General features: G+C 61.2%; 12 protein-coding genes. 5 read left to right on the top strand and 7 right to left on the bottom strand.

Annotation, left to right across the window (positions count from 1 at the left end):
* Positions 1–117: 117 nt before the first annotated feature.
* Complete coding sequence (locus tag ABRA89_RS17290) at positions 118–300, bottom strand: hypothetical protein (protein ID WP_349942741.1); 183 nt, start codon at positions 298–300, stop codon at positions 118–120.
* A gap of 32 nt (positions 301–332) precedes the next feature.
* On the opposite strand from ABRA89_RS17290, the gene ABRA89_RS17285 reads away from it, so the two are divergent.
* Entirely contained in the window at positions 333–584 is a 252-nt protein-coding gene (locus ABRA89_RS17285; protein WP_349942740.1) for a DUF6894 family protein, read from the top strand.
* Positions 585–1148: 564 nt separating this feature from the next.
* Here ABRA89_RS17285 and cbiE read toward each other — a convergent pair.
* From cbiE to ABRA89_RS17270, 3 genes are all read right to left on the bottom strand, one after another.
* A complete protein-coding gene (gene cbiE, locus ABRA89_RS17280; RefSeq protein ID WP_349942739.1) occupies positions 1149–2366 on the bottom strand; it encodes a precorrin-6y C5,15-methyltransferase (decarboxylating) subunit CbiE in 1218 nt (405 codons plus the stop codon).
* Positions 2356–2991, bottom strand: coding sequence for a precorrin-8X methylmutase (locus ABRA89_RS17275; RefSeq protein WP_349942744.1), 636 nt, complete (start codon positions 2989–2991; stop codon positions 2356–2358). Before ABRA89_RS17275 ends, cbiE begins: the two co-directional genes overlap by 11 nt.
* A 1179-nt stretch (positions 2992–4170) precedes the next feature.
* Positions 4171–4935 carry an SDR family NAD(P)-dependent oxidoreductase gene (locus ABRA89_RS17270; RefSeq protein ID WP_349942743.1) on the bottom strand — a complete coding sequence of 255 codons (765 nt, stop codon included), beginning with the start codon at positions 4933–4935 and terminating at the stop codon, positions 4171–4173.
* Positions 4936–5183: 248 nt separating this feature from the next.
* Here ABRA89_RS17270 and ABRA89_RS17265 point away from each other — a divergent pair, with 248 nt between their 5' ends.
* The 4 genes from ABRA89_RS17265 to ABRA89_RS17250 all read left to right on the top strand — a co-directional run bounded on the left by ABRA89_RS17265 (position 5184) and on the right by ABRA89_RS17250 (position 10456).
* Positions 5184–6398 carry an acyl-CoA dehydrogenase family protein gene (locus ABRA89_RS17265; protein WP_349942738.1) on the top strand — a complete coding sequence of 405 codons (1215 nt, stop codon included), beginning with the start codon at positions 5184–5186 and terminating at the stop codon, positions 6396–6398.
* A complete protein-coding gene (locus ABRA89_RS17260) occupies positions 6391–8001 on the top strand; it encodes an AMP-binding protein (protein WP_349942737.1) in 1611 nt (536 codons plus the stop codon). Before ABRA89_RS17265 ends, ABRA89_RS17260 begins: the two co-directional genes overlap by 8 nt.
* Positions 7998–9026, top strand: a complete 1029-nt coding sequence (locus tag ABRA89_RS17255) for a phosphotransferase family protein (RefSeq protein ID WP_349942736.1) — start codon at positions 7998–8000, stop codon at positions 9024–9026. Before ABRA89_RS17260 ends, ABRA89_RS17255 begins: the two co-directional genes overlap by 4 nt.
* Positions 9027–9172: 146 nt before the next feature.
* Positions 9173–10456 carry an ABC transporter substrate-binding protein gene (locus ABRA89_RS17250; RefSeq protein ID WP_463671311.1) on the top strand — a complete coding sequence of 428 codons (1284 nt, stop codon included), beginning with the start codon at positions 9173–9175 and terminating at the stop codon, positions 10454–10456.
* Between the two features lie 57 nt (positions 10457–10513).
* Here the strand turns inward: ABRA89_RS17250 and ABRA89_RS17245 are convergent, their stop codons facing one another.
* The 3 genes from ABRA89_RS17245 to ABRA89_RS20460 form a co-directional block, all read right to left on the bottom strand.
* Positions 10514–11185, bottom strand: coding sequence for a Crp/Fnr family transcriptional regulator (locus tag ABRA89_RS17245; RefSeq protein ID WP_349942735.1), 672 nt, complete (start codon positions 11183–11185; stop codon positions 10514–10516).
* A 233-nt stretch (positions 11186–11418) separates the two neighbouring features.
* Entirely contained in the window at positions 11419–11859 is a 441-nt protein-coding gene (locus ABRA89_RS17240) for a BLUF domain-containing protein (protein ID WP_349942734.1), read from the bottom strand.
* Positions 11859–13160 (bottom strand): putative bifunctional diguanylate cyclase/phosphodiesterase, encoded by a 1302-nt coding sequence (locus ABRA89_RS20460; RefSeq protein WP_463671314.1) that lies wholly within the window; start codon positions 13158–13160, stop codon positions 11859–11861. The genes ABRA89_RS17240 and ABRA89_RS20460 overlap by 1 nt, the downstream gene beginning before the upstream one ends.
* Positions 13161–13298 lie beyond the last annotated feature (138 nt).

The raw sequence follows: 13298 nt of genomic DNA, 5'->3' as shown, positions 1-13298 counted from the left end.
CTGTTCTCTTTCGAGAGATGAAAGATGGACGTAGGATGGCAACGCAACACTCCAATTGGTCTGGACAACCGAGCCGATCATACATCGGCTCTGGGGTGTTGCACTTCGCGCTGGAAATCAGGCTGGCATCAAAACAGAATAGAACGAAAATGTTTCGATGTCAGAGCCGGCAAGTTCGAGACTAAAACCACCTCTTGATATCTCTACATTTCTTGCTATACCAATCGAAATCGAGGGTTTCGCTGCGCAATACCAGCCCTCAAAGATTTTTAATCCGTTGATATCGTTGCCTTCGCGCACGCATTCGAGCCTCGGAAATCCGAGGTAATACCGTGCGATATTTTTTCGACGTCGAAACGAAATACAAATTCATAACCGATAAAATCGGTTCGGAAGAGACGACGCTGGAAAGTGTCCGACGCATCGCAATAGCAAGTTTACCGCTTATTGCTGCTGACGATCTGCCTAATGGCGATGAGTATTTTGCGTCAGTTTATGTACGCAATGAGAATGATGACCGCATTTTCACCGCAACGATGAACGTGAAAGCGAATTGGTCGCATGGATATCCGAATATCCAATAGACAAACCGCTCAGGTTAGCGGTCTTGAACTAGAATAATCGACCGTATTGGTAGAAGACGAGGATGGCCGAACGATTTTTCGGGCAATGATGCAAATTGAAGCTACTTGGGGGGACCATCCTCCATGCCTTCAGCAGCCGCGTCACAAGAAAACACACGCAACACAGAGTGGCCTCGACGTTCAGCGCACAAAACCATCGCCTTGTTTATCGACAGACCATTCCTGATAGATATGGCTTGTTCGTCGGCCGACTCGTTAAGTTACTCGATATCAAGTTTCGAGCCGCCGAAAGCCGCGCCGATTAAACTGCGGTATCTGCCCTCCTTATTACGTTTCAAGTGAACATCAACCCGTTTGTATTTTTCTATAATATTTTTATTTTATGATGTTTCAACGAGACCATGTCGAACCGAGGGCGGAAACAGAATTGATAAATCCGTTTAAGCTTTATCACCGAGCAGACTGCACCTGAACACAATTTGAAAAACGCCAAGCATCGGCCGATTTCGAAACGGGCATGCGAACCGCAGGTGTCCTGGGTCGGACCACACCGCCAATGTTGTTTCAATCCCGACCCTTCGTCACATGCCAATGAACCACCGTCATCGATGGTTTGAAGCCGCGATAGGGCCCGACCTTTTCAGCGATCTCGACGCCGATGCGTGAGAGTTCGCCGCCGAAGCGGGCGTGGAGATCGATCAGGATCGCCTCAGATTCCAGCGTCACGGCATGGGCGACGAGACGCCCGCCCGGCTTGAGGTTCTCCCAGCAGGCGTCAAAGATGCCGTCAGTGAGCCCGCCGCCGATGAAGATGGCGTCCGGTGCCGGCAGATCCGTGAAGGCGGCCGGTGCTTCGCCGGCGACGATCCGAAGGTCCGGCGTGCCAAGCGCGCTGGCGTTCTCGGCGATCATCGCGCAGCGGTCTTCGCGCGGCTCGATCGCGATGGCCGACAGCCGGGCGTCGGCGCGCAGCCATTCAATGCCGATGGAACCGCAGCCGGCACCCACATCCCACAGGAGATCACCCGGCGTCGGCGCCAGCGCCGCAATGGCGAGCGCCCGCATGACACGCTTGGTCATCTTGCCATCGTGGACGAAGGCATCGTCCGGCAGGCCCGGAACGCGCGGGCGCGGTGTCGCGGCGAGCCCGGCGCGGCATTCGATGGCGACCGTGTTCAGGGGGCCGACATCCGGGAGGTGAAAATCGGCGGCGCGTGTCTCGCGCACCCGCTCGTCGTAGCCGCCGAGATTTTCGCAGACGACAAGCCGGCTCTGACCGTACCCCCTCGCGGTGAGAAGCTTGGCGATCTCGCGCGGCCCGTCCCTGCCGCTGGTGAGGACGATCAGCCGGGCGTCGGGGGCGGCGTGCCGGACGAGGTTTTCGACGGGCCGGCCATGGGCCGTCAGGCAGGTGCAGTCCTGAAGCGGCCAGACGAGGCGAGCGGCAGCCAGCTGAAACGCGGAAAGAGACGGAATGACGCGGAGGGATTCGGGGCCGAAGCGCTTTGAAAGCGTCGCGCCGACGCCGTACCAGAGCGGATCGCCGGTCGCGAGAACGACGACGTTCTCGCCGGCAAGATTCTCGATGGCTTCGAGATTGGCTTCGAAGGGCGAGGCCCATGCGGTCTGTTCGGCTCTTGTGGAGCCGAGCATTGCGAGATGACGATCGCCGCCGAAGATGGCGTCGGCTTCGGCGATAGCGATATGGGTTTCGTCGGACAGAGCCGAAAGCCCGTCTTCACCAATGCCGACGATCGTCAGCCAGGCCGCGTCATCCGCCATCGCCTTCTCCCTGACCGAGCCCCTTGGAAATTGCGTTGACCGCTGCCGCTGCCATGGCGCTGCCGCCGAGACGACCGTCGAGGGTAACGAAGGGCACGCCCCGCGAATTGGCCTTGAGTTCGGCCTTCGCCTCGGCCGCGCCGACGAACCCGACCGGCAGGCCGATGATCAGCGCCGGCTTCGGTCCACCTTCGTCGAGCTTTTCGAGCAGACGGAAGAGCGCAGTGGGGGCATTTCCGATCGCGACCACCGACCCCTCGATGACATCGTTCCAGAGATCGATCTGGGCGGCGGACCGCGTGGTCTCGTCGCGACGGGCTATCTCGCGAACCTTCGGCAGGTTGAGGCGGCAGACCACCTTGTTGTCGGCCGGAAGCGCCGAGCGGATGACGCCATGCGCCACCATCTCCGAATCGACGATGACGCTGGCCCCGCCTTCGAGCGCGGCGCGGCCCGCCGCGACGGCGCCTTCGGAAATCGTCAGCCCTTCGGCGATCTCCGGCATGCCGCAGGCATGGACGATGCGGATGACGAGGTCGTGGGCCTCTTCGCCGAACGAAGCCAGGTCGACCGCCTCGCGAATCTGGCGGAAGCTCTCGGAATAGATCTGCTCGGGCGAACGCAGATAGTCGAGGCGCGGTTTGCCGCCGTTGCCGTTCTCGGAGGACGAGGCGCCAGTGCCGGCGGCCTGCTGCCAGCCGAGGCCGACAATCCAGCCTTCCTCGGCAAGAACGGTCTCGACTTCATCGGAGGCCAGATTCGAAGGGACGGACAGATAGGACTTGAAGCGGTTCTCGATGTCGCGCTTGGCGAAGATTTCGGCCAGGGTCTCCACCTGATCGGCGTCGAGCGGCCGGCCGCCCTGCCGCGATATCTCGAACAGGCTCGGATAGATTTCGGCGAGCACGATCGGCGCGTCGATCGATTCTGTGAAACGCGTCTCGAAGGGCCAGACGGCGACCTTCCCGGCGAATTCTTCCTCGCGCCGCAGCTTTTCGAGCTGCGCGATGCCGGTCATCGCCTGACTGCCGACGCTTCCCGTATAGTGCATCTTCCAGACCGGCTGGGCGCGGTCGGTGCGCCCCTCGGCGAGGCGCTTCTCGGGCAGTATGTCCGGATAGGGCTCGGGTTTTTTCGGTGAGAGGCCGGGAATATCCTGGAATTCCGGCCGCCCCCAGAACATCGGGGCATGGGCGAGCTTGTCGCGGTTCAGCCGACCGGCGATCTCGAACCGGTTGTTGAGGTTGGAATCCATGTCCTGGATATTGCCGGCGAAATAGGCCCAGAGCGCCTGCCAGGAGGGTTCGCCTGCAATCGCCTCGGCGCCGCCAGCCGGGTAGCCAAACGGGAAGTCGAAACCCGCAAAGACGCGCTGGTCCGCCTCAAGCCGCTCGCGGAAGAACTGGCGAAGCTTCGCCATCGCGCCGGCGCGCGTCGGAACATTGATCGTCTCGATCAGCCGAACCTCGCTCTCCTCGCGTTCGGCGAAACTCATCCAGATCGAATTCGCGCCGACGGCCGGCACGTTGGCGGCGGACCAGTCGACGACGACATAGGCATCAAAAAGAGGCAAGCGATGTGACTTTCAGTTTTCCCAGACTCTTAGCGCGGCTTCCTCCCGAAGTGTCCCAATCCCCCTCGATTGTGACACCCCCTCGCGCTTCGTTAGAAGATCAAGCATCACGGAAAAGAGGCGAAAGTCCAGCGCAGGCGCCGCATTTGCGGCAGGTCCCAGGACGCCTGTCCCCGGAAGGTAAGCGTCGAACAAGGTAGAAACGCCGGGGACGTCCGCTTTTACCGGGGGTCAGAGCGACGAAACGAGGTGCCCGCCATCGACCACGAGTTCCGAGCCGGTCATGTAAGATCCGGCGTCGGAGCTCAGCAGAAGAAGCGCGCCGTCGAGATCCTCGTTCTGGCCGAGTCGGCGCTGCGGAATTCGCTTGATCAAGGCCTTGCCGGCATCGGAGGCGAAGAAATCGGCGTTGAGCGGCGTTTCGATATAGCCGGGGCAGAGCGCGTTAATGCGGATGCCGTAGCGCGCCCATTCGAGCGCCATAGATTTGGTCATCTGGATCAGACCGGCCTTCGAGACCGAATAGGGCATCACGCCGCCCGCGACGCGGATACCGAGGATCGACGCGATATTGACGATCGACCCGCCGCGCTCTGCCTCCTTCATCGCCTGTGCCGCAGCTTGAGCGACCAGAAACGCACCCTTCAGATTGGTGTCGACCACTTTGTCCCACTCGGCCTCTTCGACCTTCATCGCCGGATGGGTGAGCGTAACGCCGGCATTGTTGACGACGATGTCGAAGGGGCCATCGGCGAAGATTTTCGCGACGCTCGCCCCGTCGGTCACATCGAGTTCGGCAGCCTTTGCCTTGCCGCCCTTGCCGGTGATTTCGTCGACATTCTCCTTCAGTGCATCGAGCCGGCGGGCGGCTAACGTCACCTCGGCGCCGGCCTTCGCGAGCGTCTTTGCGAAATGCTCTCCAAGCCCGCTGGAGGCACCGGTGACGAGGGCGGTCTTGCCGCTGAGATCGAAATGCATGGTCCTGTCCTCCCGCATGGCCTCGATGCCTTTGTCCTTAAAACGAACGGCAGGCATCTCCGAGCCGAGGTAGGACAGGGTGTGGGACGCGACAGGTGCGGTCGACGCGCTGCGTGTCCTGATCGCCGCGAGCCGCCGGTCGCGACGGACCGACCCTGGCAAGGCGAGGCCATCCTCCTATTGTGCTTTGACAGGCCGAACGAACCGGCTCGCATTCGCAGCGCTCTCCGATGGCGCACGATACGAAAGCGTTGGGAGGCGCTTCGATGGATTTCAGAATTTCGCCGGAGCTCGAAAAGCTGCGAACGCAGATCGCGGATTTCGTTGCAGACGAGATCATGCCGCTCGAAGAACGGCCCGACGCCTATGACGGCCACGGCAATATCGACGAGGCGCTGCTCTCCGATCTTCGCGCAAAAGCAAAAAGCGCCGGCCTCTGGTGCCCGCAGCTGAAGCCCGAAAATGGTGGTCTCGGCCTGTCCAAGACCGGCATGTCGGTTCTCTATGAGACCATGAACCGTTCGATCTTCGGCCCGGTCGTTTTCAATTCAGCCGCGCCCGACGACGGCAACATGATGGTGCTCGAAGCCTTAGGCACGGAAGAGCAGAAGGAGCGCTGGCTTAAACCCATTGTCGAAGGCAAGGTCCGCTCGGCCTTCGCAATGACGGAGCCGGAGCCGGGCGGCGGGTCGGACCCGTCGATGATGCTGACCAAGGCCGTGCGCGACGGCGACGACTGGGTGGTCAACGGGCGCAAATGGTTCATCACCGGCGCGGAAGCGGCCGATCATTTCATGCTGGTCGCCAAGACCGCTGACGACAATCGGCGCGGCCATACCTGTTTTCTGTTCGACAAGAGCGAACCCAATTGGAGGATCGTCCGGCGCATTCCGATCATGGGTCCGGAGGAGCATGGCGGGCACTGCGAGCTGGAATTCGAAGATTTCCGCATCCCGCATTCGGACATTCTCGGCGAGGAAGGACGCGGTCTCAAGGTCGTCCAGACCCGGCTTGGCCCCGCCCGTCTCACCCACTGCATGCGCTGGCTCGGCCTTGCCAAACGCTGCGTCGAGATCGCGACAGACTACGCCGAGCGCCGTGAGGGCTTCGGCGTGAAGCTGATCGATCGCGAGAGCGTGCAGGTGATGCTCGGTGATCTCGCCATGCAGATCGAGGTCGGACGGCTTCTGGTGATGAAGGCGGCATGGGAGATCGACCACGGCCGCTACGGCCAGAAAGAAATTTCCATGGCGAAGATCCACGTCGCCAATCTGCTCCATACGGCGGCGGACCGGGCGATCCAGATCAACGGAGCGCGGGGCTACTCGAAGGACACCGTCCTCGAATGGATCTACCGCTATGCCCGGCAGGCGCGGCTCGTGGACGGGGCGGACGAGGTCCACAAGATGGTCCTCAACCGGCATCTCGGCGATCTCGGCACCGACTTCTGGCACTGGGACGTGGAGGGCGAAGATGCGTGAGGAAGAACACCTCAGGCCCCGCCCGGCAAACTTCAATCCGCTGACCCCGCTCGATTTCCTCGACCATGCTGTAAAATCACTGCCAACGAAGACAGCCGTCATCTGGCGGGATCGGAGCTGGACATGGGGCGAGTTTCACCGGATCGTGCTGCGGTTTGCGAAAACCCTGAAGGATCGCGGCATACGGAAGGGCGACGTGGTCTCGATCATGTGCCCGAACCGGCCGGAAATGCTGGCGGCGCATTACGCCGTGCCGGCGCTCGGCGCGGTACTGAATTCGGTCAATACGCGCATCGACGCGAAGGACGTCGCCTTCATCCTGAACCACGCCGAAAGCCGCCTGATCCTGGCCGATCCGACCTGTGCCGAAGACGCGCGGGAGGCAGCGGAGGCGACAGGCGTTCCGATCGAGGTCTTCGCCGAAGACGGCGAGAGCGGAGACGGCCTCAAACTGCTCTCCGGCGAGAGGCCGCCGGAGATCGATCTGACCGCCGCGATCACCGACGAGTGGCAGCCGATCGCGCTCAACTACACGTCGGGCACCACGGGCAATCCAAAGGGCGTGGTGCTGCATCACAGAGGGGCATGGCTCAACGCGGTCGGCAACATCACCGCGCTCCAGTTCAACGATCAGACGGCCTATCTATGGACGCTGCCGATGTTCCACTGCAACGGCTGGTGCCACACTTGGTCGATCACGGCGTCGGGCGGCACACACATATGCCTCGACAAAGTGGTGCCGGAAGCCGTTTTCGAGGCAATGGACGCGCACGGCGTCACTCACCTCTCCTGCGCGCCGGTGGTTCTTTACATGCTCATCAATTCCGACGCGAAGGCAAAGCGCGATGCGAGCCGCCGCATCACAGTCGCGACCGGCGGCGCGGCGCCGACGGCCTCGCTCATCAAGCAGATGGACGCGCTCGGCTTCGACTTCATCCATCTCTACGGGCTGACGGAAAGCTACGGGCCGACGACGCTCCGCGAGCTGACCGAGCACGAGGCGGGCCTTGAGGTGGACGAGCGGGCGAACCTCCTCGCGCGTCAAGGCGTGCGGCATCTGTCCGCTAACCGCATCCGCGTCCTGAACGCTGAGGGCGCGGAGGTGCCGGCAAATGGTGAAACGGTCGGCGAGATCGTGCTGACCGGGAACACACTGCTCGCGGGCTATTATCGCAATCCCGAAGAGACCGAGAAGGTGTTCTCCGGCGGCGGCTTCCACACTGGCGATCTCGCCGTGCGCCATCCCGACGGTCATATCGAGATCAAGGACCGGGCGAAGGACGTGATCATCACCGGCGGCGAGAACGTCTCTTCGCTGGAGGTGGAGGACGTTTTGTCGAAGCATCCCGATGTCGCGATCGCCGCCGTCGTCGCCAAGCCAGACGAGAAGTGGGGCGAGGTTCCGATGGCTTTCATCGAGGCCAAGAACGGAGCTTCGCTCAAGCCCGATGCGCTCGAAACCTTCTGCCGGGAGCATCTGCCGGGCTTCAAGATCCCTCGCGCCTGGGCCTTCTGTGAACTGCCGAAGACGGCGACCGGCAAGATCCAGAAATACATGCTCCGCAAGCAGGCGGCAGGGACAGCGACGGGGGCGGAGGGTTGAGCGAACAGGACGAGGAGAAACTCGGCATCGATCCAGACGCGCTGAAGCGCTTTCTCGACGATCGGTTCGGAGCCTCAGACGATTTCACCATCGAGCGGATCAGCGGCGGACAGTCGAACCCGACGTTTCGGCTCGGGCATGGCGGGCGCCGCATGGTTCTGCGCAAGCAGCCGCCGGGCGAACTCGCCAAAGGCGCCCACCGGATCGACCGCGAATACCGGGTCATGGAGGGGCTGTCGAAGACCGACGTGCCGGTGCCCGCGATGATCCACTATCACGAGGACGATGCGCTGCTCGGAACGCCGTTCTATCTGATGGACGAGGTCGAGGGCCGAGTCTTCCACAAGGCCGCGATGGACGGCGCCACACCGCAAGAGCGAAGCGCGATGTACATGGCGCTCGCCGATACGCTCGGGAAGCTCCATGCCGCCGACTACGAGGCTGCCGGTCTCGAAAAATTCGGGCGGCCGAACGACTATTTCGCGCGGCAGATCGCGCTCTGGAGCGGCCAGCTGGAAAAATCGACCGGCGAGCCGATACCGGAGCTCGAAAAGCTGTCGGAATGGATGAAGGAGAACCAGCCGCAGGACGATGGCCTCTCCGCAATCTCCCACGGCGATTTTCGCGTCGGCAACATGATGTATGCGCCGGAAGGAACCGATATCGTCGCGGTTCTCGACTGGGAGCTCTCGACGATCGGCCACCCGCTCGCCGACCTCGCCTTCTGCTGCCTGCCCTGGCACACCTCGTCAGACGAATATGGCGGCATCCTCGATCTCGATATTGCGGCACTCGGCATCCCGTCCGAGAGCGACTTCGTCGCCCGCTACCGGGAAACTATGCCGCAGGTTCCGGTGCCGAGTAAATTCCACCTCGCCTTCTCCCTGTTCCGTTTCGCCGTCATCTTCGTCGGCATCGCGGACCGCGCAAGGCAGGGTAATGCGGCCGATCCGGAGGCCAAACGCTATGGACCGCTCGCGAAACGCTTCGCGATCCGGGCCTGGGAGGTGATCGAGGGAAAATAGGCCGCGGAGCCTTTTCAGGCGAAGCGACCTCGTTCACCATGAAGAATGGCTGGCGCTGACGAAAAGCGGCGCCGTGCATAGGATACAACCTGGCTCGGTCGGCCAAGACGGTCGGCGAGCCGCAATCTCTGGGAGGAGAACCCCTTATGAAACTGATGAAGACCATGCTTTTGGCCGGTGCGGCAACGTTCGCCGCAACGAGTGCCCATGCGCAGGACGGCGGCGAGATCAGCGACAACGCCATCAAGATCGGCATGATCGCAGACATGTCCGGCCCCTATTCGGCACTCGACGGCGAAGGCTCCGCGACCGCGGTGCAGATGGCGATCGAGGAAATGGGCGGCGAGATCAACGGCGCGCCGATCGAATTCCGCACGGCAGACCATCAGAGTAAGGCGGATATCGGCTCCAACATCGCGCGCCAGTGGGCGGATCAGGACAATATCGACATGATCCTTGGCGGCGCCAATTCCGGCGTCGGCATCGCGCTGCAAGAAATCACCAGCGAAAAGGGCGTCGCCTACATCAACAACGGCGCGGCATCGAACGCTCTCACAAACGAGAACTGCGCGCCGGAGACGGGCCTCCACTGGACCTACGACACGGACGCGCTCGCCAACGGCACGGCCGTCGCGATGGTGAAGGAGGGCAATACATCGTGGTTCTTCATCACCGCCGACTACACCTTCGGTCACAACCTGCAGCAGAAGGCTGCCGATGCGGTGGAGGCCAATGGCGGTGAGATCGTCGGCGAGGTCGCAGCGCCCTTCCCGACCCAGGACTTCTCGTCTTTCCTCCTTCAGGCCCAAGGGTCCGGCGCACAGGTGATCGGCCTTGCGAATGCCGGCACCGACACCCAGAACTCGGTGAAGCAGGCGCAGGAATTCGGCATCGTCCAGGGCGGCCAGAAGCTCGCCTCTCTGCTGCTCTTCATCACCGACGTCGATGCCCTCGGCCTCGAAGCCGCGCAGGGCCTCACGCTTACGACATCCTACTACTGGGATCAGGATGATCAGGCGCGTGAGTGGGCGACCAAGTTCGAGGAAAAGGCCGGAGCCAAACCCTCGATGATCCAGGCTGGCATGTATTCTTCGGCGCTCAACTACCTGAAGGCTGTTGAAGCGGCCGGTACTGATGACAGCAAGAAAGTGATCGCGCAGCTCAAGACCATGCCGATCGAAGATGCGTTTGCCCGAAACGGTTCGGTGCGCGCCGACGGCCTGATGGTCCACGACGTCTTCCTCGCCCAGGTGAAGACGCCTGAGGAAAGCGAAGGCAAGTGGGACTACTACAATATCGTTCGCACAATCCCGGGCGACGAAGCCTTCCAGTCGCTCGAAGACGGCAGCTGTGAAGCGGCCAAGGAGATGGCGTCCTCGGGCGGTTCGTCCGAGGAAGGCGGATCGGGCGAAAGCGGCAGCGCGCAGTAAGCGAGGCCATTCTTCGATCATGCAAGATGCGCGGCGGGGATTCCCCGCCGCGTTTTTTTACGACCGAAGGGGTCCAATCACCCGTTCGTACTCGCGCTCGGTGACTCCGTATGAAGTGCCGGCAAGTTCCTCAAGGGCAGCCCTGTTGCGGATCGTGATGACTCCCCGCTCGGCCTTGATGATCCCGGCACCCTCGATGACATGGGTCGTGAGGGTAACGGTCGAACGGCGCACCGCCAGCATCAGCCCCAGAAATTCGTGGGTCAGCTCGATCCGGTTGCCCCCAATCCGGTCCTGGCACATCAGAAGCCAGCGCGCGAGGCGTGCCTCGACGTTGAAACCACAATTGGAAACGATGGTCTGTCCAGTCTGAATGGCGAGGATATGGACCCAACGCATCAACAGTCGGCGCAGTGTGGGATTTTCTTCGGAAAGTCGATGGAGCGTTTTCGCATCGGTCTTCAGACCCTGTCCGGCCATCTGAACGAAAACTTCGTGCGGGATGCGGTCGATGCCGGCCAGAACGGACCCGTCCGTCATGCCTTCGCGGCCGACGATACCGATCTCGACATGATAGTTGTCCTCGGTCGCCGCGATGATCGAGACGATGCCGGAGACAGGGAAGACGATGGTCTCGATTGGCCTGTCGGGATGAACGAGCGTTTCTCCGCGCTCGAGGTCGACAAGGGTCAGATGCTCGCCAATCGCGGCGAGGTCATCCTCTGCCATGTTCGCCAGCAGTCCATTCGTCTGAAAATATGAGGAAAGTTCGCCGGACATAGGCTCGACCCTCCGCCTGGGGGCGTAAGCCAATCCACTCACAGCCGCATGCGCCCTGTCAAATCATGCATGCGGTATCAATCATCTAAAAGATTACCTGCGACTTTTCAGCCCCCGCCGGATGTTCGATAGCGAAAAGACCATGAGCCTCTTCGACGCGAACAGCGAGCGAAGCAGGGAGCTTATGATTTGCCGACAAGACTGCGAATCTGCCGAAGCGCCCGCTCCGGATCGCTCTCGATGATGGTGTAGACCTCCTGAAGATCGCGGTTGAGCTTCAGATGATGCGGGGTCCTTTCCATACCGACATAAGCCATCGACCAGTCTTCGAATATCCGACGCTCGACAGGGGCCAGATCGATCAGCTTCACGCTGCCATGCCTCAGGTCGCAGCAGATCTCTTCGAAGGTGGTCTCGATCTCCGACAAGGGTCCTTCGAAGACCTGAATGAAGGTGTCGTTGATATAGAGGAGGACCCCGGTCAAACCCCGCTTCTGGTTGTTCTCAATCGCCTTATTGACGATGGATTCGATCTCCGCGGGTATGTGGGATTCGCTGCAATCGAAGCGCGACTTGCTGGAATAAAGCAGCCGGTGAAGGCTGCGCTTGTGACCTTCGGGCATCAAGCGACCCTTTCCGCGTACCCAGCTCGACAGAACAGCGCAAGCACCTTGCTGAGTGGGACCGGTTTGCTGAAGAGATAGCCCTGAAGATGATCACAACCTTCGGCCTTCGAGAACGACCATTGCTCCTCGTTCTCGATACCCTCTGCGGTGATTTTCATACCGAGGCTACTGCCGAGTTTAGCGATTGCCTGGACGATCGCAGCACTGTCCGCATCACGCGGAATTCGATCGATGAAGGACCGGTCGATCTTGATGCGACTGATGGGAAAGCGGTGGAGATAGCTCAGGGACGAATAGCCGGTACCGAAGTCGTCGAGCGAGATGGCTATGCCCATGGCGCGAAGCTCGTTGAGCACGGCGAGCGCCTGGACGTCGTTGCCGATCAGGGCCGTCTCGGTAATTTCCAGTTCGAGACGGGAGGGGTCGAGGCCGGTTTCGTTGAGGATAGCCTTCACCGACTTGGCAAGCCGACGATCCATCATCTGTGCCGGAGACAGGTTGACGGCGACAGAGAGATGGCTCGGCCAGGTGGACGCGTCGGTGCAGGCTTGCTTCAGAACCCAATTTCCGATGGGGCCGATCAGCCCGAGTTCTTCGGCGACCGGGATGAAGAGCGCGGGCGAAAGCATGCCGCGCTGGGGATGGCGCCAACGAATGAGAGCTTCTGCGCCTGTATAGGCGCCCGACTTCGCGTCGACCTGCGGCTGGTAGAAGACCTCGAATTCCTCCCGGGTGAGAGCACGTCGAAGGTCCGTTTCCAGCGAGCGACGCAGCCGTATCTCCTCGCCCATGGATGCCTCGAAGATCCGATAGGTCGAGCGACCGGCATCCTTGGCCGCATATAGGGCTATGTCGGCACTCTGGGTCAGCTCGTCCGCATTGGCGCCATTCATGGGGGCGAGTGCGACGCCCACGCTGGCACCGAGTTCGATGACATGGCCGTTGATAATGAAAGGCCGCGAAAGAACATCGATGATGCGGTCGCAAAGATGTCTGATACTGCCTTCGATCTCGGTCGAATCAGAGGCGACGATCGCAAACTCGTCTCCGCCGAGGCGTGCCAGTACGTCGCTCGAACGAACGACATTCGCGAGACGGTTGGCCACGCGCTTCAGAACCTCGTCCCCGATGGAATGGCCGAGTGTGTCGTTGATCGGCTTGAATCGATCAAGATCGATTATCAGCAGAGCAAATTCGTTGCTCGAACCCTCGAATTGCTCGGCGAGGATGTCGGAGAGCTTCCGACGATTTGCGATGCCGGTGAGTTCGTCATGGGTCGCGATATGTCTAAGATCCATCTCGGACCGGGTCCGCGTGCGAAAATCGATGACTTCGCTCGAAAAGCCGGTGAAGATGATGAGCAGGGCGACGAGCGCAACGCTGAGGGCCATGGCGACGAAAGCTTCGCTGTCGGCTCCTACGGAAACACCGCGGAG

Origin of the sequence: Fulvimarina thalattae (assembly GCF_040239565.1) — a bacterium.
Taxonomy (GTDB): domain Bacteria; phylum Pseudomonadota; class Alphaproteobacteria; order Rhizobiales; family Rhizobiaceae; genus Fulvimarina.
The sequence above is the reverse complement of the archived record's forward strand: the minus strand, read 5'-3'. Positions and strand labels throughout refer to the sequence as shown.

Bases quoted from the DNA above. Each gene is read 5' to 3' on its own strand.
- ABRA89_RS17270 (WP_349942743.1), bottom strand. From the start codon at position 4,935: ATGCGGGAGGACAGGACCATGCATTTCGATCTCAGCGGCAAGACCGCC.
- ABRA89_RS17265 (WP_349942738.1), top strand. From the start codon at position 5,184: ATGGATTTCAGAATTTCGCCGGAGCTCGAAAAGCTGCGAACGCAGATC.
- ABRA89_RS20460 (WP_463671314.1), bottom strand. From the start codon at position 13,160: ATGGATCTTAGACATATCGCGACCCATGACGAACTCACCGGCATCGCA.
- ABRA89_RS17245 (WP_349942735.1), bottom strand. From the start codon at position 11,185: ATGGCAGAGGATGACCTCGCCGCGATTGGCGAGCATCTGACCCTTGTC.
- ABRA89_RS17250 (WP_463671311.1), top strand. From the start codon at position 9,173: ATGAAACTGATGAAGACCATGCTTTTGGCCGGTGCGGCAACGTTCGCC.
- ABRA89_RS17260 (WP_349942737.1), top strand. From the start codon at position 6,391: ATGCGTGAGGAAGAACACCTCAGGCCCCGCCCGGCAAACTTCAATCCG.
- cbiE (WP_349942739.1), bottom strand. From the start codon at position 2,366: ATGGCGGATGACGCGGCCTGGCTGACGATCGTCGGCATTGGTGAAGAC.
- ABRA89_RS17240 (WP_349942734.1), bottom strand. From the start codon at position 11,859: ATGCCCGAAGGTCACAAGCGCAGCCTTCACCGGCTGCTTTATTCCAGC.